This window comes from Deinococcus alpinitundrae, assembly GCF_009982895.1.
GTDB lineage: Bacteria > Deinococcota > Deinococci > Deinococcales > Deinococcaceae > Deinococcus > Deinococcus alpinitundrae.
Genome location: NZ_WXZL01000020.1, coordinates 1 through 25,940 on the forward strand (window position 1 = coordinate 1; position 25,940 = coordinate 25,940).

The 25,940-nt window shown below is 66.9% G+C and carries 26 protein-coding genes and 1 pseudogene; 18 read left to right on the plus strand and 9 right to left on the minus strand.

Annotated features, from left to right (window positions below; all coding sequences use genetic code 11):
- Positions 1-294: hypothetical protein (locus GUI70_RS24445; RefSeq protein ID WP_237724986.1), on the plus strand; the 294-nt coding region annotated here is incomplete at its 5' end.
- 42 nt (positions 295-336) lie between these two features.
- Here GUI70_RS24445 and GUI70_RS16400 read toward each other — a convergent pair.
- From GUI70_RS16400 to GUI70_RS16420, 6 genes are all read right to left on the minus strand, one after another.
- Entirely contained in the window at positions 337-3,141 is a 2,805-nt protein-coding gene (locus tag GUI70_RS16400; RefSeq protein WP_161883399.1) for an ATP-binding protein, read from the minus strand.
- An 80-nt stretch (positions 3,142-3,221) separates the two neighbouring features.
- A complete protein-coding gene (locus GUI70_RS16405; protein WP_161883400.1) occupies positions 3,222-4,715 on the minus strand; it encodes an amidohydrolase in 1,494 nt (497 codons plus the stop codon).
- 94 nt (positions 4,716-4,809) lie between these two features.
- A complete protein-coding gene (locus GUI70_RS24450; RefSeq protein WP_237724994.1) occupies positions 4,810-5,277 on the minus strand; it encodes a GNAT family N-acetyltransferase in 468 nt (155 codons plus the stop codon).
- Entirely contained in the window at positions 5,241-5,846 is a 606-nt protein-coding gene (locus GUI70_RS24455; protein WP_237724987.1) for a GNAT family N-acetyltransferase, read from the minus strand. The genes GUI70_RS24450 and GUI70_RS24455 overlap by 37 nt, the downstream gene beginning before the upstream one ends.
- A gap of 68 nt (positions 5,847-5,914) precedes the next feature.
- Positions 5,915-6,820 carry a metallophosphoesterase gene (locus tag GUI70_RS16415; protein ID WP_161883401.1) on the minus strand — a complete coding sequence of 302 codons (906 nt, stop codon included), beginning with the start codon at positions 6,818-6,820 and terminating at the stop codon, positions 5,915-5,917.
- A 78-nt stretch (positions 6,821-6,898) separates the two neighbouring features.
- Positions 6,899-7,498 carry a TetR/AcrR family transcriptional regulator gene (locus GUI70_RS16420; RefSeq protein ID WP_161883402.1) on the minus strand — a complete coding sequence of 200 codons (600 nt, stop codon included), beginning with the start codon at positions 7,496-7,498 and terminating at the stop codon, positions 6,899-6,901.
- A gap of 141 nt (positions 7,499-7,639) precedes the next feature.
- On the opposite strand from GUI70_RS16420, the gene GUI70_RS16425 reads away from it, so the two are divergent.
- Genes GUI70_RS16425 through yedA form a run of 6 tightly spaced genes read left to right on the plus strand, consistent with a single transcriptional unit; the run spans position 7,640 to position 14,820 of the window.
- On the plus strand, positions 7,640-8,530 hold the full coding sequence (locus GUI70_RS16425; RefSeq protein WP_161883403.1) for an HpcH/HpaI aldolase/citrate lyase family protein: 891 nt from the start codon (positions 7,640-7,642) through the stop codon (positions 8,528-8,530).
- Positions 8,527-9,003 carry a MaoC family dehydratase gene (locus GUI70_RS16430; RefSeq protein ID WP_161883404.1) on the plus strand — a complete coding sequence of 159 codons (477 nt, stop codon included), beginning with the start codon at positions 8,527-8,529 and terminating at the stop codon, positions 9,001-9,003. Before GUI70_RS16425 ends, GUI70_RS16430 begins: the two co-directional genes overlap by 4 nt.
- On the plus strand, positions 9,000-10,655 hold the full coding sequence (locus GUI70_RS16435; protein ID WP_161883405.1) for an acyl-CoA carboxylase subunit beta: 1,656 nt from the start codon (positions 9,000-9,002) through the stop codon (positions 10,653-10,655). Before GUI70_RS16430 ends, GUI70_RS16435 begins: the two co-directional genes overlap by 4 nt.
- A gap of 56 nt (positions 10,656-10,711) precedes the next feature.
- Entirely contained in the window at positions 10,712-12,628 is a 1,917-nt protein-coding gene (locus GUI70_RS16440) for an acetate--CoA ligase (protein ID WP_161883406.1), read from the plus strand.
- A gap of 51 nt (positions 12,629-12,679) precedes the next feature.
- Positions 12,680-13,873, plus strand: coding sequence for an acyl-CoA dehydrogenase family protein (locus GUI70_RS16445; RefSeq protein WP_161883407.1), 1,194 nt, complete (start codon positions 12,680-12,682; stop codon positions 13,871-13,873).
- 41 nt (positions 13,874-13,914) lie between these two features.
- Positions 13,915-14,820 (plus strand): drug/metabolite exporter YedA, encoded by a 906-nt coding sequence (gene yedA / locus GUI70_RS16450; RefSeq protein ID WP_161883408.1) that lies wholly within the window; start codon positions 13,915-13,917, stop codon positions 14,818-14,820.
- A 95-nt stretch (positions 14,821-14,915) separates the two neighbouring features.
- Here the strand turns inward: yedA and GUI70_RS16455 are convergent, their stop codons facing one another.
- Positions 14,916-15,527, minus strand: a complete 612-nt coding sequence (locus GUI70_RS16455; RefSeq protein ID WP_161883409.1) for a hypothetical protein — start codon at positions 15,525-15,527, stop codon at positions 14,916-14,918.
- Between the two features lie 302 nt (positions 15,528-15,829).
- On the opposite strand from GUI70_RS16455, the gene GUI70_RS16460 reads away from it, so the two are divergent.
- The 6 genes and pseudogenes from GUI70_RS16460 (at position 15,830) to GUI70_RS16485 (ending at position 20,528) form a co-directional block, all read left to right on the plus strand.
- A complete protein-coding gene (locus GUI70_RS16460; RefSeq protein WP_161883410.1) occupies positions 15,830-16,693 on the plus strand; it encodes a GNAT family N-acetyltransferase in 864 nt (287 codons plus the stop codon).
- A gap of 135 nt (positions 16,694-16,828) precedes the next feature.
- Complete coding sequence (locus GUI70_RS16465) at positions 16,829-17,182, plus strand: hypothetical protein (RefSeq protein ID WP_237724988.1); 354 nt, start codon at positions 16,829-16,831, stop codon at positions 17,180-17,182.
- Between the two features lie 80 nt (positions 17,183-17,262).
- Positions 17,263-18,098, plus strand: a pseudogene (locus tag GUI70_RS16470) (IS5 family transposase).
- A gap of 28 nt (positions 18,099-18,126) precedes the next feature.
- Positions 18,127-19,131 carry an RluA family pseudouridine synthase gene (locus tag GUI70_RS16475; RefSeq protein ID WP_161883411.1) on the plus strand — a complete coding sequence of 335 codons (1,005 nt, stop codon included), beginning with the start codon at positions 18,127-18,129 and terminating at the stop codon, positions 19,129-19,131.
- Positions 19,132-19,239: 108 nt separating this feature from the next.
- Positions 19,240-19,860: a superoxide dismutase gene (locus tag GUI70_RS16480; protein WP_161883412.1), complete on the plus strand. Its 621-nt coding sequence runs from the start codon at positions 19,240-19,242 to the stop codon at positions 19,858-19,860.
- A 182-nt stretch (positions 19,861-20,042) separates the two neighbouring features.
- Positions 20,043-20,528: a hypothetical protein gene (locus GUI70_RS16485; RefSeq protein ID WP_161883413.1), complete on the plus strand. Its 486-nt coding sequence runs from the start codon at positions 20,043-20,045 to the stop codon at positions 20,526-20,528.
- Positions 20,529-20,785: 257 nt separating this feature from the next.
- Here GUI70_RS16485 and GUI70_RS16490 read toward each other — a convergent pair whose 3' ends face one another.
- Positions 20,786-21,523, minus strand: a complete 738-nt coding sequence (locus GUI70_RS16490) for an endonuclease III domain-containing protein (RefSeq protein ID WP_161883414.1) — start codon at positions 21,521-21,523, stop codon at positions 20,786-20,788.
- Between the two features lie 74 nt (positions 21,524-21,597).
- Positions 21,598-22,164, minus strand: a complete 567-nt coding sequence (locus tag GUI70_RS16495; protein WP_161883415.1) for a hypothetical protein — start codon at positions 22,162-22,164, stop codon at positions 21,598-21,600.
- Between the two features lie 208 nt (positions 22,165-22,372).
- Here GUI70_RS16495 and GUI70_RS16500 point away from each other — a divergent pair, with 208 nt between their 5' ends.
- The 5 genes from GUI70_RS16500 to GUI70_RS16520 are packed head-to-tail and all read left to right on the plus strand — an operon-like array spanning position 22,373 to position 25,938.
- Positions 22,373-23,488, plus strand: a complete 1,116-nt coding sequence (locus GUI70_RS16500; RefSeq protein ID WP_161883416.1) for an ATP phosphoribosyltransferase regulatory subunit — start codon at positions 22,373-22,375, stop codon at positions 23,486-23,488.
- Positions 23,485-24,099: an ATP phosphoribosyltransferase gene (gene hisG / locus GUI70_RS16505; protein ID WP_161883417.1), complete on the plus strand. Its 615-nt coding sequence runs from the start codon at positions 23,485-23,487 to the stop codon at positions 24,097-24,099. Before GUI70_RS16500 ends, hisG begins: the two co-directional genes overlap by 4 nt.
- On the plus strand, positions 24,096-24,533 hold the full coding sequence (locus GUI70_RS16510; RefSeq protein WP_161883418.1) for a DinB family protein: 438 nt from the start codon (positions 24,096-24,098) through the stop codon (positions 24,531-24,533). The genes hisG and GUI70_RS16510 overlap by 4 nt, the downstream gene beginning before the upstream one ends.
- The gene (locus GUI70_RS16515; RefSeq protein ID WP_161883419.1) at positions 24,533-25,336 is read left to right on the plus strand and encodes an aminoglycoside adenylyltransferase domain-containing protein; all 804 of its coding nucleotides are present in this window, start codon (positions 24,533-24,535) and stop codon (positions 25,334-25,336) included. Before GUI70_RS16510 ends, GUI70_RS16515 begins: the two co-directional genes overlap by 1 nt.
- A gap of 20 nt (positions 25,337-25,356) precedes the next feature.
- A complete protein-coding gene (locus tag GUI70_RS16520) occupies positions 25,357-25,938 on the plus strand; it encodes a hypothetical protein (protein WP_161883420.1) in 582 nt (193 codons plus the stop codon).
- Positions 25,939-25,940 lie beyond the last annotated feature (2 nt).

Here is a 25,940-nt window from a genome sequence, read left to right on the forward strand (position 1 = left end):
GTAGAGCACTACCTTGCCAAGGTAGATGTCGCGCGTTCGAATCGCGTCTCCCGCTCCAAAGTAGAAAATGGCCCCGAACCGATGTTCGGGGCCAGCTTGTATTGGTCGTTACCGCAGACCGCCTGCCCCACGCACCAAGCGTGCTACAAATTGCAAAAGCGTCTGCTCGTCGCTGAAGGTAATGGGCCTGAGTTGGCCTTCCTGACTGATCTGGACCAGCAATCCCTGGGCGACCGGGCGCTGAATGTCCAGGGTATAGCGCCTGGCTTCGTAAAATACCTGTTCGGGCTGTGACATGCTCTTCTGACCTCCCAGGCGACCTTAGGACAGAAGGCGTCAAGTGGGCGTCAAGCCACGGGCCTGCAACCGGATGAATAGAGCGTCCAGGGCTTCCCGACCCTCACTGTCATGGTGGCGGACGATGAGGTGCTGGGCGGTGCTCGCTAGGCGCAGAGCTTCCTGGGTGTGGTTCTGTGCCAGCGACCATTCGGCCAGCGCGGTCAGGCAGAGCAGGCGCAACGGCGGGGAGTCGAGCGTTCGGGATTCATGTTCGGCCAGTGACAGGTGTTCGAGCGCAGCAGACCACTCCTCCAACTGGGTTTCGAGCTGGCCCAGTTTCCAGAGTGTCAGCACCCGGCCGCGTGTCAAGCGGCTGGGCGGCAAGCTCAGCAGGGCCGAGCGGTAATGCTGGACGGCGGCCCGAATGTCGCCCTGCTGCGCGGCGCAGTGGCCCATCCAGTACAGGATGTTGCCGTGACGCGCATTGAACTGGTGCGGAGGCGCGGAAGGCGTCAGGACCAGCGCCTGGGCGAGCCGGGTCAAGGCCTCAGCGTGCCGGTCCTGACAGGCCAGTGCTGCGCCCGCCTCGAGCAGCAGGGCCGCTTGCCCGGCCGGGCTGAGCACACCCTGTACTGCGTTCAGCGTCATCAGGGCCGTTTGCACCGCTCCGGCGTAATCGTCTTGCTCGGTGCAGTACGAGGCGAAGCGGACAGCTGCATCGGCCTGACGCTCCGGGTCGCCCAGAACGTCGGCCAGGGCGCGCAGACGTTCGAGCACGTCCAGACGTCCCACCTGATCGTCGGCGTGGCGCAGCAGCTCGGCCTGTTCGATCAGCAGCTCGAAGGCATCGGTGTCGGGCGGCTGGCAGGCCAGGGCGCGGTGCAGATAGCCGCTGGCTTCCTGGTAAGCGAACAGTTGCGCGGCCCGCTGGCTCGCCTCGCGCCACTTGGGCCAGGCGGCCCGGTGCTCCAGGGCTTCTTCGAGATGCTCGGCGACGCGGGCTGGCTGGGCACCGCTGTGATCGAGCATGCGGGCCAGAAATCGGTGCAACGTCTGCCGCCGAGCGCCCTGTACGCTCTCGGCGGTGGCGCGGCGGTAGAGTTCGTGTCCGAATGAGTAGGTGCCGCTGAGCAACGTGATCAGCCGGGCAGCCTGCGCCTGCTCCAGCGCCTCGACCGTGTCCCATTCGCTGAGGCCACTGACCTCGGCGATCTGGGCGGCATTGAGCGCCTCGCGGCTGAGGGCTGCCGCTTGCAGGGCGCGGCGGCTGCCCTCGCCCAGCCGCGCCAGGCGCTCGTGGATGGCGGCCTGGACGCTTGGCGGCGTGACGATCTCGGCGTAATCCACCGTGCTGTCGTCGTAGGGGGTCTGCCACAGTCCGGCGATCTGGCGCAGCTCACCGCGCTCGCGCAGATCACGCAGCGTTTCCAAAATAAATAGTGGATGCCCGGCGGTGGCCCGGTAAAGGCGCTGCGAGAACAGCGGCGCGTCGTGGCCGATCATCTGCTCGACAAGTCGGCGCACCTGCGGCTCGCTGAGTTCGGAAATGTGAACGCGGGTCAATGTATGTTCGCGGGCCAGAGCGTCGAGCAGGGCTTGCAGATCGGTCCTGGCCCGCAACGCCTCGGACCGGGCCGTCATGACAATGCGCCCGGCTGCCGGCTTGCCGGTGTGGTGACGGATGTGGTGCGCCACCACGTCCAGCGTGCCGGAATCGAGCCAGTGCAGATCCTCAATGACCAGTGTATCGCCGCCGAGCACGCTGCCCAGCGCTTCGCCCAGCAACCGGACGAACAGGACGCGGTCTTCCGGCAGCGGCGGCGCGCTGCCTGCGTCCTCACCGGGCAGCAGCCGTAGCAGAGCACTGCGGGCCAAACTGCCTGGCGGTGGCCAGCGTGTGGGGTGGGCGCTGAGCGCTTCGGCCAGCGGCGCGTAGGGCATGCTGCTGAGATCGGCCAGGCCCCGCAGCGTCAGGCCCGGTCGCGGCACGGCGGCGGCGCACAGCCGGGTCTTGCCGGTGCCCGCTTCACCCAGAATCAGGGCCAGGTGGGCGTGCGAGAGGGCGTAGAGGGCGTCCTCGCGGCCTGAGAGTGGCAGCGGCGCGTCGGGGGGTGGGGTCTGGGCCAGTTCGGTGAGTGCCTGCACTGCCTGGCTGGGAGCTGTGCCGAGTTCGCGGTGCAGCAGGGCAGTGAACTCACGGGCCTGCTGTAAGGCGGCCTCGCGCTCACCCAGCACCAGCCGCAGCCGGATGATGCCCTGCTGGTGCGTTTCGCTGAAGTCGTCGAGGGCACAGCCGCGCTCATGCACTGCCAGCGCTGCCCGGTACTCGCCCCGGCGCTCGAGTTCGGCGGCCCAGCCGCTCAGCGCCCGTAAGCTCTCAGCGCGCCACTGCGCCGCCTGCTGCTCGCGCCACTCGCCAAAACCCTCGGCGGCGGGCGGTGTCAGCCCCACCAGAAATTCACCGCCCACCCTTTCGGCGGCGGCCTCCCAGCGGCCTGCGGCCAGGTGAGCGCGAAGCTGCAAGACGTCCACCTGTGGGCTGCGGACCTCGGCCCAGTCGCCTTCCAGCTTCAGCCAGCCGTCAGGCAGCTTGCCGCGCAGCCGGTAGAGTTCCTGACGCAGATTGCCGCGTGCGCCCTGTCCAGCCTTCTCGGTCCACAGCAGTTCAGTGAGCAGATCGCGGTGGGCCGGGCCTTCCAGGGCCAGATACACCAGCAGGGCCAGGCTCTTGCCGCTCAGCGGGCAGGCCGCGCCCGCCACCCAGACGCGCGGTACGCCCAGGGTCTGGAGCGTCAGCGGCGAGCCGGGAACGGTGGCAGGTGGGGGCTGGTCAGCGCTGAGATCAACTGGCCGGGTGGTCATGCTGCAGTTTATGAATTCCGAAGACCGGGTGGCGTCGGGTAATTCACACTCTCTTTATCTTGAGACTGGCCGAGAACAGTTCACAACACCAGGGCCCGCGCGTTGCCGCCAAGGCTGTCCCACAGGGTAAAGGCCGCCCGCGCGCCGGGCAGGATGAGGCCCTCGTCATTCCACCCGGCGGCGAGGGCCGGGCCGCGTGTGAAGGCCCACAGCGTTTCGTTCAGGCTCAGCGTCTCGTCCGGGGCGAGGTGGGTGCCGTCGTCGCCCACCCGGGTCGTGGCCGCGGCGAAGCTGGCCCGTACGTCTGGCGGGGCCACCGGGGCGTCGGAGCCGAAGGCCAGCAGCGCGCCCGCCGCCTTGAGCGATTTGAAAGCGTAACTGGTCCGGGCGTGCTGCGGCAGCAAGCTGGAAATCATGGCCGCGTCGGCCTGCAAGTGAATCGGCTGGACGCTGGCGGTGAGGCCGCCGAAGCGCGCGATGTCTTCGGGGCGCAGGTGCTGGGCGTGCTCGATTCTCAGGTGCAGCCCCTTGCTTTTGGCCAGGTCGCGCAGATCGTCGTAGGCATCCAGCACCTCGGTGTTGGCCCGGTCGCCGATGGCGTGCGTGACCGGCACCAGGCCGAGGCTGAGCGCCTGACGGCCCCGTTCGCGGATCAGGTCGGGCGGATCGAGGGCGATGCCAGTGCCCGACCCGTCGGCAAAGCCCGGCGCGTGCAGCCAGGCAGTGCGGCTGCCCAGCGCGCCGTCGGCGAAGAACTTGACGCCGCCGAACTCAAACAGATCGCTGTTTTCCTTTAAGAGTTCGGGCGCTTCCGGCAAGCGCTCGTGCGGCAGGCAGGCCCAGATCCGCAGCGGCAGCTCGCCCTGAGCGGCCAAGCGTTGCAGCGCCCTGGGGGCCTGGGGTCCCTCGTAGCCCATGGTGTGCACGCTGACGTAGCCGCGCCCGGCGAGATCGTCTGCTCCGGCTTTGGCCGCCGCCAGCGTCTGGACCTCGCTCGGCTCGGGTACGGCGCGGGCCACGAGTTGGGTGGCGTTTTCCAGCAAGCTGCCGAGCGGGCGCACGATCTGGCCGCCGGACGGGTCGGGCGTCGTTTCAGTGACCCCGGCCAGCTGCAGGGCCAAGCTGTTGGCCCAGGCCAGGTGCAGGTCGCGCGAGTACAGCAGCACTGGATGATGGCGGCTCACGGCATCGAGCATCTCGGCGGTGGGGTAGTCGCTGAGCCCCAGTTCCGACATCAGAAAGCCTCCGCCGCGAATCCAGGTGCCGGGGGGCGTGTTGGCGGCGCGCTGGGCGACGCGGGCGGCGACCTCGGCCACGCTGCGAGCACCGTGCAAGTTGAGCTGCGAGAGTGAGAAGCCGTACGCAACCAGGTGGATGTGGGCGTCACACAGCCCCGGCGTCAGCAGCAGGTCGCGGTGGTCGAGGACCTCGGCGCGGGGAGCCAGCGCTTGCAGGGCCTCGCGGCTGCCGGTGGCCTTGACCCGTCCGGCTTCGGTGAGCACCGCTTCGGCTTCGGGCTGGGCGTCGTCTTGGGTCAGGATGCGGGCCAGGATCAGCGTTTGGGGAGCCATCATGCTTAAGGCTAGCGCAGCGGCTCGGGCGGGGCGCTGATGAACGTGTTCGCAGCAGGGGGGTCCGGATGTGCTTTCGCCACTCCCCACTTCCCACTCACCCCTGACTGGACTCCAGCTTGAGCTGCCACTCGGTCGTCTCGGCCCAGGGCAGGAAGCCCAGCGCCGCGTTGATGCCGAGCATGGCGGCGTTTTCGTGGGCGTTGCTGGTACGAATCCACCGCGCGCCGGGACAGGCTGAGGTGACCTGATGCAGCAAGGCGGCCTTGAGCCATTTGCCCAGGCCCAGGCCGCGCGCTCGGGGCCGCACGGCAGTCGCGCCCTGATTGAGCACGGCGGCCCGCTGCGGTGTCCAGTAGACCTCGCTGTAGCCGACGAGCTGGCCGCTGCGGGTGTCTTCCACTGCCGCCGTCCAGCGGACCTCGCCCCCGGCGCTGAGCTGCGCTTCCCAGACGCGCAGCATCTGCGGGGTGATTGTCCAGTCGTCGAACTCCAAGTCGCCGCGCGGCGCGCTGTTCATCACCATTGTCAGATCGGCCAGTCGTTCCAGGTAGGGTTCCGGCAACGTTGACCACAGGTGCAGCCCGTAGGCCGGGTCAGCCAGGCGTCCAGCAGCCCATCCGGAACCTGTGCGAGGTCGAGCTGGCTGCGGCAGTTGATGAGGGCAGGGACCGCGCCGAAGTGCCGGGCGAACCGCTCCCCGGCGGGTGCGCGGTCGGTGGTGTCGAAGGTGAGGGTGGTGTGCCCGGCCAGCTGCGCCCGCTTCGTCAGCGCCGCGAGCACGGTCCGTCCCAGGCCCCGGCGGCGCACAGCCGGGTCAACCAGCAGGCGAATGTGGGCCAGGTGCTGGTTTTGCTCCAGGCTGTATTCCAGTCGGCCCCAGGCCAGCGCCTGTACTGCCTGCCCAGCGGGGTGATCTTCCCAGATCACGGAGTGCTCGGTGCGCTCGCCCGGCGTGACGAAGCCGAGACTCAGCGCAGTCTTTTCGGGCAACTGCGGCGGGTCTTCAGGGTAGGCGAAGGCAAAGCACGCCGCCGCCAGCTGGCCCAGCGCCAGGCGTTGACCGGTCGAGGCAGCGTCCGGATCGAACGGCGCAGGTGCAGGCGCGGCGGCGTGTTTCCCTTCAGGGGTCATTTCCCCAGTCTGAAGTGCGACGGTCAGCGGTGCATCCGCTCTGTGGCCTAGCGCTCAGGGACAGGCGCTCACGGGGCGGGTGGAGCGGTCTGCTGCGCCCGGACAGCCTTATCCCCGGCACTTTCCGGCTCCAGATCGAACACCACCAGTTCCGCCGGGCAGTTGAAGCGGATCGGCAGGCCGGTGACGCCCAGGCCGTGCGTCACGAAGCCCCGGATCAGGCGCGACTTGGCAGGCTCGATGGTCGGCTCGGCAGCGCTGGGCGGTTCGGGCTGCGTTTCGACCCAGCCTTCCAGAAAACGGGTGCCGTAGAGGCTGGCCTGTTTGACCGGTCCCAGGAACGGCAACCGCACCTGCCCGCCGTGGGTGTGGCCGCATAAGGTCAGGCCCACGCCTTCCGGCACGTTCGGCAGAAAGTCGGGGTTGTGCGAGAGCATCAAAGTGGCTCCGCCGGTCTTGTCCTGGAGGGTGCATTTCAGGTCCTGGTTGCCGAACCACCAGTCGTCGATGCCGCACAGGTAGAGGTCGTCGCGCACCTGCACGCCTGCGTTGTTGATGATCCGGATGCCCGCCTCGCAGAGTTGCCGAGCAAAGCGGGCACGCACCGGCTGGGTGTTGAGACTGGTCCAGTCGTGGTTGCCGAAAACGCCGTAGACGCCCAGCGGGGCGTGCAGCTTCGACAGTTCGCGGATCAGCGTCTTGATGGGCCGGTACGACACGCTGCTGTCGAGAAAGTCGCCGGTGATGACGATCAGATCGGCCTGCTGCTCCATCGCCGACTTGACCCAGCGCCGCACCGAGCCGCGCCCGATCCAGTTGCCGTAGTGCAGATCCGAGAGCTGCACCACCCGCAGGGGCCGGGTCAGCCCGCCCAGCGCGAACTTCTGTTCAAGCACCCGGTAGCGGTAGGCGTTGACGTAAGAAAACCCCAGGGTGCCCCCCACCAGGGAAAGGAGCGAACGTACAGCGAGCATAGAGGCCCAGGGTAGCGTCTGGCGGCGGGGCTGGCTCCAGCCTCCCTTGAGGATTGCTTGCGCCTTCAGGCGCGTTTCTCAGGGCTGCTTGATGGTGCTGGCCAGCACGCCGCCCAGAACCGTGTCGGCCACCCCCTCGGCAAAGGCGCGTGGCGAGAGCGGCCCGCCCGGCTTGTACCAGCGGTAGGTCCAGTTGACGGCCCCCAGCAGGGTGTTGGCGGTCATCTGGGCCGAGACGGGCGAACGCAAGGCGCCCTCGTCCAGGCCGCGCTGCACCACGCCGAGCAAAATCTGCTCGTAGTGCCCGCGCTCGCGCTGCATCGGGCGGCTGACTGCGGGCGGCAATTCCAGTTCCTCCTCGTAGAAGACCCGTAGCAGGCGCTGGTGGGTGGTGGTGTACAGGACCCGCCGCACCACCACCTCGCGCAGCGTCTCGGCAGGACTGAGGCCGAGATCGATCACCGCCTGCATGACGGCAATGTTCTCGGCGATCACCTCGGCATACAGCAGGGTCAGCAGTTCTTCCTTGCTCTGTACATAGTGGTAGAGGGTGGCCTTGCTCATGCCCAGGGCGGCGGCCAGCTCGCGCATCGAGGCGGCGCGGTAGCCCTGCGCGCTGAACAGTTCGGCAGCGGCAGCGTAGATGTCCCGGCGGCGGGCCTCCACCTTCTGCTGCACCTTCAGACTCCCGGATCGCCTTTCTCGCACACTCATTACCTGCCCCTAGCGCCCACTCGACACGGCGTGTTAGGCTCAGGGTATCAAAAATCCGACCGAGCGGTTGAGTATTTACGGTCCGTTCATCGTTGAGGAGTCACCATGAGTTCGCCCACCCACCCACGGTTCAGAAGTGCCCTGTTTGCGCCTGCCAACCAGCTCGGGGTGCTGCAAAAGTTGCCGCGCAGCCGTCCCGATCTGGCCATTCTGGACCTAGAAGACGCCGTGCCGGACCGCCCGGACGCCAAGCAGCAGGCCAGGGATGTGGCGGTGGAAGCCCAGGCCTGGCTCGCCGCCCACTACCCGAAGCAAGCCGTTTATCTGCGCCTGAACGCCGTGCATTCGCCGCACTTCGCCGCCGACCTGGCCGCCCTGAGGCCCAGCCTGGCCGGGGTGGTGCTGCCCAAACTGGAGCACGCCGCCGAGCTGGAGGAAGCCGTCCGGCTGTTGAGAGCGCGTGGCCTGCACCACCTCCAGATCATGGCCGGGCTGGAGACGGTGGCCGGGGTGGAGCACGCCGCTGAGCTGCTGCAAGGCCCAAGTGAAGGCCCAGGCAAAGGCCCGGTCACCTCGGTTTACTTCGGTGCCGAGGACTACGTGGCCGATCTGGGCGGCGTGCGAACTGGAGCGGGCCTGGAAGTGCTGTATCCGCGCTCACGGGTGGCGATGCTGGCCCGACTCTCCGGCGTGGCGGCCTTCGATATCGTGGTCACCAAGCTGCGCGACGACGACGCCTTCTTGCAGGACGCGCGGACGGGGCGCTCGCTCGGCTACGGCGGCAAATTGTGCATCCATCCGGCTCAGGTGGCGCTGGCGCACGAGGTGTTCAGCCCGTCGCCGGAAGAGATCAAGCGGGCCTGGGCGCTGCTGGCCGCTTACGAGGAGGGCCAGCAGGAGGGGCGCGGCGTGATTGCCTTCGAGGGTCAGATGGTCGACGCGCCGATGCTGGTGCGGGCCAGAGCGGTGCTGGCGAGCGCGGAGGTGGAGGCGTGACGCACCCACCCGGCAAATACTTCGAAGAGCTCCCTGTCGGCGCGGTGCTCCAGCACTATGTCACCCGCACCCTCACCGAGGCCGACAACGTACTGTTCACGACCCTGACCATGAATCCTCAGCCGCTGCATCTGGACGCCGAGTACGCCGCCCAGACCGAGTTTGGGGAGCGGCTGGTCAATTCGATGCTGACGCTGAGTTTGCTGGTCGGCCTGAGCGTCTACGACCTGACGCTCGGCACCCTGGTCGCCAATCTGGGTTTCTCGGAGATCGGCTTTCCCAAACCGGTGCGGCACGGTGACACCATTCGCGCCGAGAGTGAGGTGGTGGCCCGGCGTGAATCGAAGTCACGTCCGGACGCCGGAATCGTCACCTTTGAGCACCACGCCTTCAACCAGCGCGGCGAATTGGTGGCGACGTGCAAGCGCAGCGCTTTGATGCAAAAACAACCTGTTCAAGAGGAAGGGAAATGACCCAGACCACCAGCTTATGGGCTGACGCCCTGACCCGCCTGGATGCTGACGCCGCCCAAGTCCGGCTCGGCGGCGGCGCAAAAGCCCAGCAGCGCCAGCACGATAAGAACCGCTTAACCGCCCGTGAACGCATCAGCCGCCTAGTGGATGCGGGCACGCCGTTCGACGAGCTGATGACCTTTGCCGGGTGGGAGATGTACCTGGACGTGGGCGGCTGTCCCAGCGGCGGTACGATTACTGGAATAGGTACGGTTCACGGGCGGCCCTGGATGATCATCGCCAACGACGCCACCGTCAAGGCGGGCGCGTTCTTTCCGATTACTGCCAAGAAAGTCATCCGGGCGCAGACCATCGCCTTCGAGAACCACCTGCCAGTCATGTACCTGGTCGACTCGGCGGGCGTCTACCTGCCGATGCAGGATGAGATTTTCCCCGACCAGGATGACTTCGGGCGGGTCTTTTACCTGAATGCCCGTATGAGCGCCGCCGGGATTCCGCAGCTCGCCGCCATCATGGGCAACTGCGTGGCGGGCGGAGCCTACCTGCCGGTGATGTGCGACACGCTGATCATGACCGAGGGCAGCGGGCTGTATCTGGCTGGCCCGGCACTGGTGAAGGCGGCCATCGGTCAGACGGTGGACTCAGAAGACCTCGGCGGTGCGGCCATGCACGCCCAGATTGCCGGAACGGTGGATTACCGCGAAGCCGACGACGACGCGGCTATCAAGCGCCTGCGTTCACTGGCCGACCTCTACGCCGAGGGCGACGTGGCGGGCTGGGCCAGGCGGCGCAGGGAAGCCTTGCCCCCGTCAAATCAGAACTTGACCGATCTGGTGGCCTTCGATTCCGGTAAGCCCTACGACGTGCGTGACCTCATCGCGGCCATCAGCGACGTGACCGAGGAAGGCGAGGGCAGCTTTCAGGAGTTCAAGGCCGAGTACGGCGAGACCATCGTGTGCGGCTTCGCGCGGATGGGCGGTTACCCGGTGGCGTATGTCGCCAACCAGCGCACCGTCATCAAGAAGAAGCTTAAGGCGGGCGGCGAACCGGGCCTGAGAACCCGCATTGAGGTCGGCGGTGTCATCTACGGCGACAGCGCCGACAAGGCCGCCCGCTTCATCCTGGACGCCAACCAGGCCGGAACGCCGCTGATCTTCCTCTCCGACGTGACCGGCTTCATGGTGGGGCGCGACTCCGAGCAGGAAGGCATCATCCGGCGCGGGGCCAAGCTGGTGAACGCCGTATCCAACTCGGTGGTGCCCAAGCTGACGCTGATCACCGGCGGCAGTTTCGGAGCCGGAAACTATGCCATGAACGGCAAGGCCTTCGGCCCGCGCTTTCTCTTCGCCTGGCCCAGTGCCAAGTACGCGGTGATGAGCGGCAACGCGGCGGCCAAGACCCTGCTGGACATTCAGCTGGCGGCCCTCAACCGGGCTGGGCATGAACCCGACGACGAGGAACTCCAGCGCCTCTACGACGAGGTGAAATCCAAATACGATACCGAACTCAACCCCCGCTACGCCGCCGCCCGGTTGTGGGTCGACGAGATCATCAAGCCGAACGACACCCGTGAGCGCTTAATCCGGGCGTTGGAGGTCTGCGCGGGGCAGTCCAGAACGGAGGAGTTCAAGGTGGGGGTATTCCAGGTGTGAGGCAGGGAAGCGAGCGCCAACGACGACCCTTCGTTCCCGCACAAGGAGCCTGCCCCATGACCACCGATCCCTCTCTGCTCACCCAGCCGCTCATTCCCCCCAGCGACGCCCTCAAGCGCCAGGCTCCCGTGACGCCGCAGGAAGCCGAGCGACTCAAGGCCCTGCCGCCCACCGCGTACTGGGCTGAAATCGCGGGCGAACTCGACTGGGACGAGCGCTGGACCAACATCCTGGACGGCGAGCTGGGCGACTTCCGCTACTTCGTGGATGCAAAAGGGAATGTCAGCGTCAATTGCCTGGACCGCCACGCCGAAAAGACGCCGGGCAAGGTGGCCCTGCACTACGAGCGCGAGGACGGCCTGACCGAGACCTGGACCTATCAGCGCCTCACCACCGAGACAGCCCGCTTTGCCGCCGTGCTGGAGGATATGGGCGTGCAGAAGGGTGACCGGGTGTCGCTGCTGCTCTCCAACATCCCCGAGGCGTTTATTGCCATTCACGCCTGCTACCGCATCGGCGCGATCTACTCGGTGATCTTCGCGGGCTTCTCGGCGGCGGCGGTGCGCGACCGGCTGGAGGACGCCCGGCCCAAGGTCGTCATCGTCGCGGACGGTACGTTGCGGCGCGGCAAGGTGGTGGCCCTCAAGTCGGTGCTGGACGAGGCCAGGCGCGGGATAGACAGCATCAAGCATGTGGTCATCATCAACCGCCTGAATCTAGACACAGACAGGCAATCCGATGAACATGACTGGGCCACCCTGATGACCCGCACCCGCCGCCTGGCTGCCCCGGTGATGCTGGAAGCCAACGACCCCGGCTTCATCATCTACACCTCCGGCACCACCAGCAAGCCCAAGGGGCTGGTGCATTCGGGCCTGGGCTTTCTGGTCGGCACCTACGCCAACGTCAAGTGGTCGCTCAACCTGCGCCCCGAGGACAGTTACTGGTGCACGGCGGATGTGGGCTGGTTGGTGGTGCCGATCTTCTCGCTGGTGGGCGGCATGGCGCACGGCGTGACCCAGGTGCTCTACGAGGGCAGCATCGACACGCCCACGCCCAGCCGCCCATATCAGCTGGTCGAGAAGTACGGGGTTAACAAGATCTTCACCGCGCCCACCGCCCTGCGAATGCTGCGCCGCGCCGGGCAGACTGCCCTTGAGGGCCACAATCTCAGCAAGGTGGAACTCATCTCGCTGGTGGGCGAGCCGCTCGACCCTGAAACCTGGCACTGGACGGCCGATACTTTCGGGGCCTTCGTCAACAACACCTACGGCCAGACCGAAACCGGCACCGCCTGGGCCTCGGCCATCGTCGGCGCGACCGCCACCAAAGCCGGGTCGTGCGGTGAGGCGCTGCCCGGCTACCGTGCCGAGGTGGTGAACGAGGACGGCCAGCCGGTGAAGGCCGGGCAACTCGGCTTCCTGACGCTCACCGAGCCGTTTCCCTGCCTGGCCCGCACCGTCTGGGGCAGTCCGCAGCGCTACCTGGAGACCTATTTCAGCGAGTTTCCGGGCCGCTATGCCAGCGCCGACGCCGCCATGTTCGATGAGGACGGCCAGCTCTGGGTCACCGGGCGGGTGGACGACGTGATGAACGTCTCCGGCCACCGCATCGGCACCATGGAGCTGGAAGCGGCGTTGATCACCCATCCGGCTGTCAGCGAGGCGGCGGTGGTGGCCCAGTCCGACGATCTGCGCGGCGCGGTGCCGGTGGCCTTCGTGGTGCCGAGGGCCGGGGTAGGAGAGGGAGCGGACCTCAGCGACGAGCTGGCCGAGGCCATCGTGACGGGCGTGGGCAAGTACGCTCGACCCGCCGCCGTCTACGTGGTGCCGACCCTGCCGCGCACCCGCAGCGGCAAGATCATGCGAAGGTTGCTGCGCGATTTGCTGGAACATGGTGAGGTGCGCGGCGACATGAGCAGCCTGGAGAATCCCGACGCGCTGGAGGTGGTGCTTGGGTTCATCAAGCAGTGACTCTTGCTCCTCCCCACGACCTCCCTTCCCAATTCACCCAAGGAGAACCATATGACCACCCTGCCTTACGACCTGACCGACGACCAGCGCACCATCTTGAGCAGCCTCACCGCCTTTCTGAAAAAGGAAGTCGCTCCCGGCGCGGCCGAGCGCGACCAGACCAGCGAATTCCCCATGCAGATCGTCAAGAGCCTGGGCGAGATGGGCATCATGGGCGCGCAGACGCCCAGCGAATACGGCGGCTCGGAACTCGACACCGCCACCTTCGCCCTGATTATCGAGGAAATCGCCGCCTACGACGGCTCGCTGTGCCTGACCGTCGCCTCACACAACTCGCTGTGCCAGGGCCACATCTTGATCGGCGGCACCGAGGCGCAAAAGCAGAAGTTCCTGCCGGACCTCGCTGTCGCCAAGAAGCTGGGAGCCTGGGGCCTGACCGAACCCGGCAGCGGCTCGGACAGCGCCGGACTCGCCACCCGCGCCGCCGAGCAACCGGACGGCAGCTGGATCCTGAACGGTTCCAAGAACTTCATCACCCAGGGCAGCGTGGCCGGAACCTATGTCATCCTGGCCCGCACCGACGCCCCTCGCCCCGGCAAGGGCAAGAACGACGGCATCAGCGCCTTCGTCTTCAACCGTGACGAGGTCGAAGGCTTCAGCGTGGGCCGCAAGGAAGACAAGTTGGGCCTGCGCAGCAGCGACACCGCTCAGCTGATCTTCGAGAATATTCGCCTCGGCGCGGACGCCCTGCTGGGCACACGCGGTCAGGCCTTCAAGGACGTGATGAAGGTGCTCGACGGTGGGCGCATCGGCATCGGCTCGATGGGGTTGGGGCTGGGCCGCGCCGCCTTCGAGTTCGCCACCAAGTACGGCATGGAGCGCGAGCAATTCGGCAAGCCGGTCGCCATGAACCAAGCGCTCAGCTTCCGGCTGGCCGACATCGACACCGAGCTGGAAGCCGCCCGTCTGCTGATTCGTAAGGCCGCCGACCTCAAGGACGCTGGGCGCGACTTCACGGTGGCGGCGGCGCGGGCCAAGCTGTTTGCTACCGAGAAGGGCCTGGCGGCCTGCGACAGCGCCATCCAGATGCTCGGCGGCTACGGCTACATCAAGGAGTATCCTGCCGAGCGTTTCTGGCGCGACAACCGCCTGACGACCATCGGCGAGGGCACCAGTGAGGTGCAGCGCATGATCATCAGCCGGGCGCTGACGGCCCGCTTCGCCAAGGAAACGGCGCTGGTCTGAACCGGTTGGATAGCTGAGGGCTGCCGCACTAGCATCTCTGCATGACTGCCCAGCCCTCATCTGCCGTTCCTGCTCCTACGCCACTCCTGCTGTGGCTCTCGCTAATTACCGTGTATCTGGTGTGGGGCAGCACCTATTTCTTCATCAAGGTGGCGATCGGCTCGCTGCCGCCGCTGGGGATGCTGGGCCTGCGCTTCCTGGTGGCGGGCGCGGTGATGTACCCGGGGCTGCGGCTGCGCGGCCTGCCCGCGCCCACCCGGCAGGGCTGGTGGTGGAGCGGGGTCATCGGGACGCTGCTGCTCTTCGGCGGCACCGGCCTGGTGACCCTGGCCGAGCGCGATGCCAGCAGTTCGGTGGCGGCCATGATGCTGGCAGTCAGCCCGTTGTTTGCCGCTGTCTTCGGGCGCATCTGGGGTGAGAAGACCGGCGGGCGCGAGTGGGCCGGAATCGGCGTGGGGCTGCTGGGCATTGCCCTGCTCAATCTCTCCGAGCTGCACGCCACGCCGCTGGCCGCCGCGTTGCTGCTGCTTGCGCCGATGTGCTGGACCTTCGGCAGCCAGTGGTCACGCCACCTGCCGCTGCCGCCAGGATTGATGAACAGCGCCGCGCAGATGCTCATCGGCGGCGTGGTGCTGCTGATCTTGAGCGTCGTCACGGGCGAACACTGGCGCGTGCCGACCTCGGCCAGCCTGTGGTCGTTCGTTTATCTGGTCGTTTTCGGCAGCTTACTGGCGTACAGCGCCTATACCTACCTGGTGGCCCGCACCCGTCCGGCGCTGGCGACCAGTTACGCCTACGTCAATCCGCTGGTGGCGGTGCTGCTGGGCATCGGGCTGGGCGGCGAGTCGCTGGGACCCCTCGGCTGGGTGGCGCTGGCTATCATCGTGGGCGGGGTGGGCTTGATGGCCTGGCCGCGTAAAGTCAAGGTGCTGGAAGCCCCGGTCTGAGCTGACTTGCCGAACGGCTCATCCGGGTGGTGCGTCCCGGCGCTTCAGTGAGAGGTCTCCCTTCATTCTCTGGGTCGGCACGTCAGGCCCAGGTGCTACGCGCCGCGCTTCCACTTGCCCTTGCTCTTGTGGCCGGTGCGGTTGGCCACCTCCGAGAGCCGGTGCTTGATGGTTTCGTCGTCGTAGCGCAGCAGCACCGCCAGCCGGGCGCGGCTGATGATGTGGTGCGGGTGCTTGGGCACGAAGGCGGTCACCACGTCCAGAAAGTCCACCGGCCCGGCGGAGGTGCGGATCACCGAGAGTTCCACCACCACGTGCAGCGGCAGCACCACGTTGCAGGCCTCGAAAAACCCGGCCACCAGCCAGCGCTTCTCCTCGGGGTAAACGGCCCGCACCCGTCCGGCGAGCAGCACCTGAATGATGTCGTGTTCCAGAAACCCCTCGGCGCGGGCGTGGCCCACTGCGTGCGGGCAGAGCTGGTAGTGGCCCTCGTAGACCGCCTCGCGCAGCCGGGCGTGGGCGCGCGAGAGCAGGAAGGCGTCGGTGCTGACCCCCTGCAGCTCGGCTTCACGCTGGGGACTCAGGGGCCGCAGCGCCAGGTTGCTCGGCTTGGGCGCGGGTGCGGGCGTGCGCCGCGCCGCCTTCTCGGCGCGGGCCAGTTGGGCGCGCAGGGCCAGCAGATCGGTCGGCTCTCTCAAGGTCATCATTCCTCCCCGGCATGGTGCAGACGGCAAGCGCTGAACAGCTCTGCGGCGCGGCCAGCTTCCCGGCCAGCCCTCCCAAACGAAAAAATCCCCCAAACGCGCATCATGGCGTTCGTGGGAAAGTGCAGTCCGTACCCTGTTCAGGGCATGTAGCGAGTGTAACACGTCGGTGCCAGGCAAGTCGGTAACGCGGGGCCGTTTCGGCAAGCCGCCCGCATGCCTAGACTGAAGACGACCCGCTTCGTTCAGTCAGGTTCTTCAGTCGCATTCTGTCGCCGCATTCTCGCTCAAGGGAGGAAGCCTTCATGATTCGCACCTCGCAGTCGAGTGACGCCCCCGAGATCATCAGTTTGCTGTCCTGGATGGACGGCGCGCCCGAGCGCGAGGTGTTCGCTCCCGACGCCCGCACGCCCGACGAACTGGCCTTCGAGAACGCCGGGAAAACCTGCCTGGTGGCCGCCGACGACCTCGGCAGCGTGACGGCCTTCGCCGCGCTCTCGCCGTTTCAAGATGGCCTCCTCCTGGAAGGCCCGCTTTCGGAGTCGCCCGAAGCCCTGCCCCGCTTGCTGGGCGCGGCCCTGGCGCACAACGACAGCCAGAGCGTGTACGCCTTCGCCGCCCGCGACAACCTGCCGGTGCGCGCCGCACTGGAAACCGCCGGATTCATGCCGATGCACACCACCGACTTCTACCGCCTGGCGCGCGGAAAGTTGCGCCGGGTGCCTGCCCTGCCGGAGGGCCTGAGCCTCAGTGGCCGCACCGACGCCCAGACCTACCGCAGTCTCTACCGCGCCGCGCAGGACACCTGGAGCGAGCGGCTGCACTGGAGCGAGGCGCAGCTCTCGGCGCACCTGCACTCGCCCGAGGTGCTGCTGAGCGTCTTGATGCGCGGCGGCAAGGCCGTGGGCTTTGCCGAAACCGAACTCGACAATGATCTGGCCCGCATGACCTACCTGGCCGTCCACCCGGCGGAGCGCGGCCAGGGCTACGGCAAGCTGCTGCTGCTGCACGCGGCGCAGGCCACCTTCGAGCGCCCCGAGATCAGTGCTTTGCAGGTGCGTGCCCACGACCACGAGGGACCGGCCAGGGTGCTGTACGCCCACGCCGGGTTTTTGCACTGCCGCAGCGTCGTGACCTATATGCTGGAGCCGGAAGGCGAGGAAGCCTGAAGAGAGGCGTGAGGCGGATTGCACTCGATTCTGCGGCAACTGAGAAAGCGCTGGATGGTTCTCCCTCCTGCGAGACCCGGCTCTCGCTCCTGCTTTGATCGAAGTCGGTACGACTGAATGGGTCGAGGGGCCGCTGTGCGTCTCACAGTCTGGTTCCAGCGGCTGCGCTACCGTTTTTTCAGCATGGCCAAGCCCAGATTGCCCACCGTCCCTGAAGTCGCCGTCTCGTTTCGTGAATTGCCCGGCACCTCGGTGGGCTTCTGGGTGCTGCCGGTCTGCCCGTTTTGCGGCGCGCAGCATTTTCACCCGGCAGGTGCGGGCAAGACGGACCCGATGGAAAAACTCGGCGAGGTCGAGGCCCGCTGCGGCCAGGGCCGTTACGTCATCGGGTTGCCGCCCCGGCCCAAGCGCAAGAAGGAGCGCCGCGCCGAGAACAGGCGGGCGCGCAAGGCAGGCGACGGCAGCACCTGGGACGACTGGGAAGAGTGAGCCGGGGCTGGAGCTCTAGAGACTGGTTGAGACGCAATCGTCGTTTGGCGGGATGATTTTGCCACTGGCAAACTGGAGCGATGGATCGCCGTGCGTACCCGAGCGATGTGGATGACGAGACGGACCACTTTTTATTGCCGTATCTGGCATTCACCCCAGAGGATGCCCCGCAGCGGAAATTTCCGCTGCGGGAGGTGCTCAATGCGTTGTTATGGATGAGTCGAACAGGAGCACAGTGGGCGTTTGTGCCCCATGATCTTCCACCGGCAGAGGTCGTGCGCAGCCAGGCAAAGCGCTGGTTCGACGCGGGGTGTTTTGAGAACGCCGTGCACGACTTGCGTCTGCTCAGCCGCGTTCAGCAACAGCGTGGTGGTGAGCCTACAGCGATCATCATCGACAGCCGCACGCTGCAGAGCGGGCAGGCCCCATACGGGTGCCGTTCTGCCCAAGACGCACCCCGGAGAGCGGTCACCGCGCGGGGTTTGATGGCGCGAAGAAGCGCAAGGGCACCAAGGTCCATCTGGCGGTCGATACGCTCGGTCACCTGTCGACCCTGACCACGTCGCCGGCCAATGAACAGGACCCGACGCAGGTAGAAGCGTTGTGCCACAACGCCCAGGAACTCACCGGTGGCATGCTGGAGGTGGTGTTTGCGGATCAGGGCGACACCAGCGAACACGCGCTTGAAGCGGCGCGCAAGAGCAACATCGAGTTGGTTGTCGTGAAGCGTCTGGACGCTTCACGCGGATTCGTCTTGCTCCCGAAACGCTGGGTCGTCGAGCCTTCGTTGGCTTGGCGCTCGCGTTTTCGTCGATTGGGACGGGATCTGGAACGGCTCTCCTCGACCTTGGTCGGTTTCCATTTCGTCGCTGCCTGCGTTCTGTTGCTGATCAAACTCAGGCCCCTCTTTGGATAGGCAGTCCTCCAGCTTCTAGACTGACGGGATGACTGTTCAAGATCCACTGCTCTTCACCGCTGTCGCTGGACGCCTCGACGCGGCGCTGAGCGACCTCTCGGGCGTTTCGCGCTCGCAGGTGGCGCAACTCATCGAGGCCGGGCAGGTTACCGTCGACGGGCGGGCGGTGCTCAAAACCAGCTTCAAGCTGCGCGGCGGCGAACAGCTGGCCCTGCGGATGCCCCCGCCGCCGAGTTCGCACGTCGCCCCCGAAAACGTGGCGCTCGACGTGCTCTACGAGGACGAGCACCTGATCGCCCTCAACAAGCCGCCCGGCATGGTCACCCACCCGGCGCCCGGTGTCACGTCCGGCACGCTGGTCAATGCCCTGCTGGGCCGTATGAAACTGCCGGAGCAGGCCGAGTTCGACGCGGAGGGCGGCTACCGCCCCGGCATCGTCCACCGACTCGATAAGGACACCAGCGGCGTGATCGTGGTTGCCAAGACGGTCGCGGCGCACGCCCGGCTCTCGGAGAGCTTCAAGGACCGCGAGACCCGCAAGGTGTACCTGGCGCTGGTGGCCGGACAGTGGAAGGCTGAGCAGCGTGTCAGTGTAGACGCCCCGATCGGGCGGCATCCGGTGCAGCGCCAGCGCATGACGGTGGGCGGCAGCCATTCCCGCGACGCGCAGACGGTCTTCGTGCCGCTCGCGCACCACCCGGATGGGCACGGGCGGGTGCTGGCCCTGCTGCGTTGCGAGCCGCGCACCGGGCGCACCCACCAGTTGCGGGTGCATCTTCAGCACCTCGGCAGCCCGATTCTGGGCGATAAGGTCTACGGCCGCGAGAGTGAGGTGATCGGGCGTCAGGCCCTGCACGCCTGGCAACTGACCCTGCCGCACCCCGTTACCGGCGAGGCGCTGCATCTGATCGCCCCGCCGCCGGACGATCTGCTGAGTGCCTGGGTGGCGCTGGGGGGCGAGTTGCCGCCGGAAGTGCTGGGCGGCGCTGCCGATCATCTTCGGGCAGACGATGTGACCGAAAGCGGCGTCTAAAGAAGCGCTGAAGACTGCCCATCCCGGCGGCGGCGTTAAAATCAAAATTACGTTTCGCGCCCCGACCCCCGTTCACCTCGGCGGCGCGAGCATCAAAGGAGCTTTCTCATGACCTACACCGTGCCCCCCCTGCCCTACGCCTACGACGCCCTGGAGCCGCACATCGACACCCGCACCATGGAAATTCACCACGACAAGCACCACCAGGCGTACGTGGACAACGCCAACAAGGCGCTCGAAGGCAGCGACATGGCTGATCTGCCGGTCGAGGAACTGCTCGCCAAGCTCGACCAGGTACCGGCCGACAAGAAGAATGCCCTGCGCAACAACGCGGGCGGCCACGCCAACCACAGCCTGTTCTGGACGGTGCTGGGCGCGAATGGTGGTCAGCCCGGCGGCGAACTCGCCTCGGCGATCGATGAGGCGTTCGGCTCGTTCGACGCGTTCAAGGAGAAGCTCGAGGACGCCGGCAAGACCCGTTTCGGCTCCGGCTGGGCCTGGCTGGTCGTGCAAAACGGCAAACTGGCTGTCGTCAGCACCGCCAACCAGGACAGCCCGCTGATGGGCGAGGCGATTGCCGGTGTCTCGGGCACCCCGATTCTGGGCGTGGACGTGTGGGAGCACGCCTACTACCTCAACTACCAGAACAAGCGCCCCGATTACCTCAAGGCGTTCTGGAACGTCGTCAACTGGGACGAAGTGGCCCGCCGTTACGCCGCCGCCAAGTAACCCAAGCCATTTCTTTTTTGATTCGTCAAAGCGCGCCTTCGGGCGCGTTTTTTCGTGCCTGCTTCCCGCAACTGATGCGTCCCGGGTCCCGCCAGTGGGGGGCATCAGCGAATATGAAATTCTTCACACTTGGCGAGGCCTCTGAAGAGTGAAATAAACGTGAGGTGAATATGAAGAAAAGAATGATGCTGGTTATGGCGCTCTGCGGTGTGCTGGGCACTTCGGCACTGGCGGCGGGCGAGAATGACAACCTGGAAGGCGTCAAGCTGTGTATCGACGACGGCTCGTTCACGGCCGGGATCGGCGGCCTGGAAAACACGTCCGACAAGCTGGCCCAGAGCCTGTACGACTATTTCGTGGATCAGGCGGCGGTCAAGAAGATCGCCATTGACGAACTCGGGGCCAAGACCTGCGGCGACTACTCGGTGTCGCTCAACTTCGGTGCGACCACCGGCACCCCCCGTGCCTGGTACGGCTCGGTCAACCTCTATGACAGCACGTCTTACTTCTCCCCCAAGGCCAGTGACACCTACAAGCAACCGGTCAGCGTCTGGTCGAGCGCCTATTACGGTGTGCTGGCAAGTAACGACGGCCTGGCTGACTTTCTGCTGACCCAGGGCAAGAGCATCATCGACGAGTTTTTGAAGGCCTACCAGAGCGTCAACTGAAGACGGACCTGGATGAAGTCGTTTCCCAGAGACGCTGTCATCTGACCAAGCGGGCAGGTGTCCTCACGGACGTCTATGCGCTTGGTTTCGATCTGAAACTGGAACAGCCCTGGATTCCGTATCAGCACAGCGTTTGACAACATGCTCGAAGTCAGGGAGGGTCCTGCCGGACGATAAAAGTGCCGATCGCTCAGATTTTAGGGTGGGTCCGCTTCCAGAACCCGGACCCGCTCTTGCAACGCCAACGCCTCCTGCGGTCAGGCGTTTAGAAACACCCCCGCCGAGGGACACAGCTCTTGCAGCACGCACGCCTCGCAGCGGGGGCGTTGGGCCTTGCAGGTCTCGCGCCCGTGCCGGATGGCCGAGACGTGAAAGGTGTAGCGTACCTGCCAGTCGCGCGCCAGCACCTCGTCGAACCACTTTTCCACCTTCACGGCGTTCCAGTGGCCGGGGGTAAGTTCCAGCCGCCGACTGATGCGCCAGATGTGGGTATCGACCGGCATGGCGGGCCGCGCCAGATCGAACAGCAGGACGCAGGAAGCGGTTTTCATGCCCACGCCCGGCAGGCTTTCGAGCAGAGTACGCACCTGGGTGTCGTCCATTTCGCGGGTGTCCTTGAGACTCAGGGTGCCCCGCGTTTCTTCCAGGCGGTCCAGCACCTGAAAGATGTACGCCGACTTGACGCGTGACAGTCCGCCGCCCGCCGCCTTCAGCACCGCCTCGATGCCGTCCGGGCCGTCGGCCAGCGCCGCTTCCCAGCGTGGGTAGGCCGCCTTGAGCGCATCGAACTGCCGCCGGGTGATGGCCGCCGTGTTCTGCTGCGAGAGAATGGTGCCGATGAGTCCGTCGGTCGGCTCGGCGGCGCGCCGGGGCGTGGGTGGGGTGGGTAGGTAGCGCTCGGCCAGGCGGCGGGCGATTTCGCTCAGGCTGTCCGGCGCGGGAAATTGCTCAGCCAGCGTGGGGCGCGGCGGGCGCGGGGAAGAGGTGGCGGGCACCCCTCACGCTAACAAGCGGGCGGGCCGCGATGGGCGGTGCCGAATACCATTGCCGCTCGGGTCAGTTCCTGCTCTTATCTGGCCCGCAGGTTCGTTACGTTGCCCGCGCCGTCTTTGGCCTGAATGTCGGCGTACGCGCCGCTGGTTTCGGCGTAGAACTCGGTGCTGGTGCCGGGGGCCGTGTTGATGACGCTGCCGTCTACCGACACCTGGGCCACGCTGGTGTTGTCGGTCACGACGCCGCTCACCCGGATGGCCTTGCCGTCGCGCTCGAAGTTGGTCACCCGGATGAGCGGCGCAGCGGTGTCGATTTTCAGGGGGAGGTCCAGGGTGGTCTTGTTGCCCGAATTGTCGAGCGCCACCAAGCTGAGCGTGATGGCGCTGCCCTTGACACTGGTCTGGTAGGTAAACGGCGCGATCTTACTGCCTGCCTTGATCGGCACCTTCTCGCCCTGCACCCGCAGCACGGCCACCGCCCGGTCGTCGAGGACGTAGCCTTTGAGGGTAAAGCTCTTGTTGGCGCTGACGGCGCCGCCCTCGGGACTGGTGATGATGATGTGCGGCTTGAACTGATCGACCTCGCGCGAGCAGCCGATCAGCAGCAGCGGGAGAACGGCGAGAAGCAGAAAAGGGCGCAGCATGGAAAGGCAGTATAGAGCAGGCGGGTGAGGACGCTCAGGCCCGCCGGGGCAGCGCTATGATGCCGGGCGATGTTTTGCCTGCCGCCGCATGAAGTGATGGAGGCTGCGTGACGAGACCTGAGGGGGTCGCGCTGCCCGCTTTCCATGTTCTGTTTTTCCCACAGCCCACGTCCCACATTCCACCTCACGCAGGCCGCAGGTCGTTTCGATGAGGCTGCCCGAAGGCACCCGCGACGTCTTGCCGCCCGAATGGGCCTGGCGCGAATCCCTGCGCGCCCAGCTCTCGGGCCAGTTCGCCCGGCACGGCTACCGGGGCGTGGATGTGCCGACGCTGGAGTTCCAGGACGCCGCGCACCCGCAGGACGCCACCGCTTTCAAGCTGATCGACCGCGACGGCTCGGTGCTGGCCCTGCGCAGCGAATTCACGACCGCCATTGCCCAGCTGGCCCGCAGGCGCTTTCCCGAGGGGCCGTTTCCGCTGCGGCTTCAGTATGCGGGCCGCTTGTGGCTGCGCGGCCAGGCCAGCGAACTCGGCCACCTGCGCGAATTTACCCAGGTGGGGGCCGAGCTGATGGGGGTGCGCAGTCCGCAGGCCGACGCCGAGCTGCTGGAGGTGGCCGGGTCGGCGCTGCGGGGGGTCGGTGTGGCGGCCCAGCTCGAAGTCGGCCACCCAGGCTTCGTGGACGGCCTGCTGGAAGACGCGGGCGTCACCGGGGCGGCCCGCGACGCCCTGCACGAAGCGGTGGACCGCAAGAGCGGCCCTGATCTGGCGGCGGGCCTCAGGGCACATGACCTGAGCGCCGACCTCGGCCGAACCCTGCACGCCGTGATGGACCTCTACGGCGGCCCCGAGGTGCTGCCCGCCGCCCGCGCCCTGCCGCTGGGCGAGCGGGCGGCGGCGGCGCTCGGCGATCTGGCGGCGATTGCACAGGCGTTCGGCCCGGAGCGGCTGCTGTTCGATCTGGGCATGAGCCGCCGCTACGGCTACTACAGCGGCTACACCTTCCGGGCCTATGTGGCGGGCCATGCCCAGCCGGTGCTGGGCGGCGGGCGCTACGGTGGACGGGCGGGCGAGTGGCCGGGCGCGGGCTTCGCGGTGGGCCTGGAGCGGCTGACCGAGGTGGCGGCCCGGCACCTGCCGCCGGAGCGCGAGGTGGTGCTGGCGCTCGACGAAGCCGGAGTGCGCCATGCCCAGGCGCTGGGCCTGGTGGCCGAGCGCGCCTGGACCGCTGACGCAGCCGAGTTGCGCCGCTACGCCGAGGCGCGGGGTCTCAGGCGGATGGTGCGCGGCGAGTCGTTTATGCCTGTCGAGGAAGAAGCGTGAGCGCCGGGGGACTGACGCTGGCGCTGCCCAAGGGGCGCATCTTCGAGGAGGCTGTCGAGCTGCTCTCCCGTGCCGGGCTGCCGCTGTATCTGCCCGAAAAGAGCCGCGCCTTGAGATTCGACATGAACGGCGTGCAGGTGCTCGAACTGCGCAACCAGGACGTGCCGGTCTACGTGGACCTAGGCGTGGCCGACGCGGGCGTGGTCGGCAAGGACGTGCTGGCCGAGAGCGGGAGAGGGGTTTACGAGCCGGTGGATCTGAAGTTCAGCGGCTGCCGCCTGAGTCTGATCCGCGAGGTGGGCGCGGCGGGACCGCTCAACCGGGTCGCCAGCAAGTACCCGCGCCTGACCCGCGAGTACCTCGCGCGCCGGGGCCTGAGCGCCGAGGTCATCAAGCTCAGCGGCAACATCGAGCTGGCCTGCCTCACCGGGCTGGCCGACGCGGTGGTCGATCTGGTGCAGACCGGCAGCACGCTGGTGGCCAACAATCTGGAGGAGCGTGAAATCGTGATGCACTCCACTGCCCGCTTCGTCGTCAACCGCACGGCTCTCAAGCTCAAGCGAGAGACGCTGCGCCCCCTGATCGCCCGGCTCAGGGCGCTGACCGAATGACCCGCTGGCCGCACCTGTTTTCGGGCGAATTTGCCGGGAGAGACAGGATTCTTGCCGGTCTGACGCTGGAGCAGGTGTCGTTGCGGCCCTCGCCGCCGTCGCACACCATCTTCGAAGAACTGTGGCATCTGGTGCTCTGGCAAAGGATTCTGGTAACGCGCGACGAGGCGCTGTACGAGGAAACCTGGCAAAAGGGCGAACGGTATCCGCGAGAAGCGCCGCGAAGCCTGGCGGAGTGGACTGCTCTGGTCGAAGACTACTTCGCGGGCGTGGCGCGGGCGCTGGACTGGGCCGCTTCGCCGGAGAAACTCAGCCTAGAGGTCGATCCCGGCGTCACGATGGCCGACGTGCTGCAAGGGCTGGCTGTCCACAATGCCTACCATTTCGGCAAGATCGTGGCGCTCCGGCAGCAGATGAACGCCTGGGAACCCTGATGGTGCAGGTGATTCCAGCCGAGGTTCAAACCCTGCTCGATCAACTGTTGGTGGGGCAAACAGCCGTCCTCGGCGCGAATCTGCTGGGTCTGTACCGGCGCGGCTCGCTGGTGACCGGCGACTTCGACCCGCACACCAGCGACGTGGACGCCCTGTGCGTCACCGAGACACCCCTGAGCGCCGCCGAGTTCGAAGGCCTGGCGGCGATGCACCTGCGCCTGGCCGAGTCGTCCAACCGCTACGCCACCGAACTCGAGGTGGCGTACCTGCCGCGCGCTGCGGCCCGGCGCTGGCAGTCTGGTCAGCGCTGGCCGACACTCTACCGGGGAAGTGGGGCCTTGACCGAGCAACTGCATGGCGAGAACTGGGTGCTGGAGCGCTGGGCCATTCTGCGCGGCGGGCAGTCATCGGTGCTGTTCGGCCCGTCGCCTCGAATGTTGTTCGAGCCGGTCAGCGACGGGCAACTCCGCCGTGCCGTCCTGGGCCGCTTGCGCGACTGGCACGCCTTCGCGCTGACGCCTGACGATCCGAGCTGGTCGCAGCGCAGCCACGCCGCTTACGCCATAGAAACGACCTGCCGCATGCTGCACACCCTCGGCACCGGACAATTGGGCAGCAAACCCGCCGCCGTGCGCTGGGCGCGGCTCAATCTGCCGCAACCCTGGCGCACCCTCGTCGAGCGCACGCCGAACTGGAAAAACGATCCCGCAGTGGACGCCGCGCTCAACGCCGAGGTGCAGGACTTCATCTTCTGGGCGGCGCAGCGGGCGGCCCGCGCTGCGCCGATCAGCCGGTCTTCATGAGCGCCAGTTAATCTGCCGCCATGCGCCGCTCGTTTGCCCTGCTGCCCGCCCTCCTGCTGCCCGCCCTGACGCTGGCCGCCTGCGCCCCTACCCAGAGCCGAGGCCCGGACTTCTCGGCGCTGTCGGGCAACTATGTGGGCACCGCCAGCCTGGGGCCGATTCCCGCGCCGTATCAGCTGCTGCTCAACGTCAACGGACGCACCGGGCGTGCCGACGGCGTGCTGACCCGCACCAGCAACGGCAACGTCTACTCGGCCAGTGGCACCTTCCGCCCCTTCGACGCCAACGGCGGCATGATCGAACTCAAACTCTTCAGTGCCAGCCGCCAGGCCGGAACCCTCAGCGCCCGCGTGCAGGGCGACAAGCTCGACGGCTTTCTCAAGACAGGAGCACTGACCTTCACCGTCAAGCTGACGCGCAGCCGCCCGGCGCAACCTGATCAGACCCCACCCACGCAGTCCCAGCCTGCTCCCGGCACCACCGGCGCGCGACCCGTGCCGACGCCGAGCAGCAGTGTCACCCTCGAAACCACCCAAACCGAGACGACCACCTCGGTGCCGGTCTACGTGATTCCCACGCCGGTCACGCCGCCGCACCCCTGAGC

Excerpts from the sequence above, each read along its gene's own strand:
- GUI70_RS24455 (WP_237724987.1), bottom strand. The coding sequence starts at position 5,846 with ATGACCCCTGAAGGGAAACACGCCGCCGCGCCTGCACCTGCGCCGTTC.
- GUI70_RS16460 (WP_161883410.1), top strand. The coding sequence starts at position 15,830 with ATGATTCGCACCTCGCAGTCGAGTGACGCCCCCGAGATCATCAGTTTG.
- yedA (WP_161883408.1), top strand. The coding sequence starts at position 13,915 with ATGACTGCCCAGCCCTCATCTGCCGTTCCTGCTCCTACGCCACTCCTG.
- GUI70_RS16435 (WP_161883405.1), top strand. The coding sequence starts at position 9,000 with ATGACCCAGACCACCAGCTTATGGGCTGACGCCCTGACCCGCCTGGAT.
- GUI70_RS16480 (WP_161883412.1), top strand. The coding sequence starts at position 19,240 with ATGACCTACACCGTGCCCCCCCTGCCCTACGCCTACGACGCCCTGGAG.
- GUI70_RS16485 (WP_161883413.1), top strand. The coding sequence starts at position 20,043 with ATGATGCTGGTTATGGCGCTCTGCGGTGTGCTGGGCACTTCGGCACTG.
- GUI70_RS16520 (WP_161883420.1), top strand. The coding sequence starts at position 25,357 with ATGCGCCGCTCGTTTGCCCTGCTGCCCGCCCTCCTGCTGCCCGCCCTG.
- GUI70_RS16405 (WP_161883400.1), bottom strand. The coding sequence starts at position 4,715 with ATGATGGCTCCCCAAACGCTGATCCTGGCCCGCATCCTGACCCAAGAC.
- GUI70_RS16475 (WP_161883411.1), top strand. The coding sequence starts at position 18,127 with ATGACTGTTCAAGATCCACTGCTCTTCACCGCTGTCGCTGGACGCCTC.
- GUI70_RS16445 (WP_161883407.1), top strand. The coding sequence starts at position 12,680 with ATGACCACCCTGCCTTACGACCTGACCGACGACCAGCGCACCATCTTG.
- GUI70_RS16425 (WP_161883403.1), top strand. The coding sequence starts at position 7,640 with ATGAGTTCGCCCACCCACCCACGGTTCAGAAGTGCCCTGTTTGCGCCT.
- GUI70_RS16510 (WP_161883418.1), top strand. The coding sequence starts at position 24,096 with ATGACCCGCTGGCCGCACCTGTTTTCGGGCGAATTTGCCGGGAGAGAC.
- GUI70_RS16455 (WP_161883409.1), bottom strand. The coding sequence starts at position 15,527 with ATGATGACCTTGAGAGAGCCGACCGATCTGCTGGCCCTGCGCGCCCAA.
- GUI70_RS16495 (WP_161883415.1), bottom strand. The coding sequence starts at position 22,164 with ATGCTGCGCCCTTTTCTGCTTCTCGCCGTTCTCCCGCTGCTGCTGATC.
- GUI70_RS16415 (WP_161883401.1), bottom strand. The coding sequence starts at position 6,820 with ATGCTCGCTGTACGTTCGCTCCTTTCCCTGGTGGGGGGCACCCTGGGG.
- GUI70_RS16515 (WP_161883419.1), top strand. The coding sequence starts at position 24,533 with ATGGTGCAGGTGATTCCAGCCGAGGTTCAAACCCTGCTCGATCAACTG.
- GUI70_RS16500 (WP_161883416.1), top strand. The coding sequence starts at position 22,373 with ATGAGGCTGCCCGAAGGCACCCGCGACGTCTTGCCGCCCGAATGGGCC.
- GUI70_RS16440 (WP_161883406.1), top strand. The coding sequence starts at position 10,712 with ATGACCACCGATCCCTCTCTGCTCACCCAGCCGCTCATTCCCCCCAGC.
- GUI70_RS16400 (WP_161883399.1), bottom strand. The coding sequence starts at position 3,141 with ATGACCACCCGGCCAGTTGATCTCAGCGCTGACCAGCCCCCACCTGCC.